Annotated in this window: 2 protein-coding genes and 1 pseudogene; 2 read left to right on the plus strand and 1 reads right to left on the minus strand. The window is 43.6% G+C overall.

Features of this window, described 5'->3' with window-relative positions:
* Window positions 1–381: pseudogene (locus tag K3767_RS11975) on the minus strand (hypothetical protein); the annotation flags it as partial.
* A 249-nt stretch (window positions 382–630) separates the two neighbouring features.
* Between K3767_RS11975 and K3767_RS11980 the strand changes: the two are divergent.
* Window positions 631–894: a transposase gene (locus K3767_RS11980; protein ID WP_221173837.1), complete on the plus strand. Its 264-nt coding sequence runs from the start codon at window positions 631–633 to the stop codon at window positions 892–894.
* A gap of 17 nt (window positions 895–911) precedes the next feature.
* Complete coding sequence (locus K3767_RS11985; RefSeq protein WP_221173838.1) at window positions 912–1,304, plus strand: IS3 family transposase; 393 nt, start codon at window positions 912–914, stop codon at window positions 1,302–1,304.
* Window positions 1,305–1,354 lie beyond the last annotated feature (50 nt).

Consider the following 1,354-nt stretch of genomic DNA (forward strand, 5'->3'; position numbering starts at 1 on the left):
TCGGTCGTGACGATAGAGATAGGGGATCTTACAATCAACCTGCCACCCGTGAGCTAAACCATACCGTAGATTTAAAAAGGTGGTAAAAACATCCTTTTTGGTTACCTCAGTAGTAATCTGCCCTATAGCAATGGCTTCTAAAATAGTAAATCCGCTGATGGCTATTCTCGCCCGAGAAGTATGAGAATATTGAAATCCCGGTTCCACCACAAGTACCCCTCTGGGTAAAAGAACTCCTCCTTTTTCCTGAAGAAGCACTTCCTCTGGGGTGCTACCCTCTCGATAATCACTCCCTTTTTCCGCTTTTGCCGGAGAAATATTAAAAAAAGCCACAAAAAAGAAAATAACAGAAATAACAACGCAGACAGAATTCATTTTCATGACAATTCCCCCTATTTCCTGAACTGAAGCCATACTCCCATATTTTTTTCACGATGTCAAGAAATAGGAGGAATTAAGTTAAAGTGAGGAAGGTAAAATCCTGAATAAATTATTTAAGGACCTCCTGACAATTTCTTGATTATTAAAGATAGCAATATTGATTGTTAGATTGACCTGCTCCCCATTTTTCGAACCACCTGGGATGTTAGGATTTATAGGAATGACAACTCAAAATAATGGGGGTGAGCCATGAAAAAATTTACTATCGACCAGATCATCAGAATCCTGGCCGAGGCCGACAGCCCCGGTAACTCCGTAGCCGCTATCGCAAGAAAATACGGTATATCCGAACAGACCATCTACCGGTGGCGCAAAAAATACCGCGGGTTTTCCTCCTCAGAGGCCAAACGCCTCAAAGCCCTGGAAGAAGAAAATGCCCGGCTGAAACGACTGCTGGCCGAAAAAGAACTCGAAATCCAGGCCCTAACTCAGGTAATTAAAAAAAATTTTTGACCCCGGAGGAAAAGAAAATGTTAGTCGCTGAACTGGTTGAAAATGGTCTTTCCTTAAATAAAGCCTTACGCCTGGTCGACCTATCTAAGTCCTCTTACTTCTATCGGAGTAAAAAGGCTTCTTACGAAGAAAAACTGGTCAGAAGGATTAAGAAATTGGCTTTGGAGAATCCAGCTTATGGCTATCGTAGACTATGGTTTCTTATCCAAAAAGAAGGCTTTGAGGTGAGTCTCAAAAAATTTTACAGACTGTATCGAAAGCTTGGTCTTAGTCTTTGTCTTCGCAAGAAGCGAGGCTGGCGGCGGACCCCGAGAACGGAAGAAGCTTTTCCCATTGAGGTTGCCAGGGAGCCTTCGAAACGATGGAGTGAAGTGGACCCCATCTTTTGGACAGGTCAACCCCCAAATTGAGGTGATGCCTCATGCCGCAACTCTCTCCCGAACCCCTGGCAAATTGCCCT

Source organism: Thermosulfurimonas sp. F29, assembly GCF_019688735.1.
Lineage (GTDB): Bacteria > Desulfobacterota > Thermodesulfobacteria > Thermodesulfobacteriales > Thermodesulfobacteriaceae > Thermosulfurimonas_A.

Bases quoted from the DNA above. Each gene is read 5' to 3' on its own strand.
- K3767_RS11980 (WP_221173837.1), top strand. From the start codon at position 631: ATGAAAAAATTTACTATCGACCAGATCATCAGAATCCTGGCCGAGGCC.
- K3767_RS11985 (WP_221173838.1), top strand. From the start codon at position 912: ATGTTAGTCGCTGAACTGGTTGAAAATGGTCTTTCCTTAAATAAAGCC.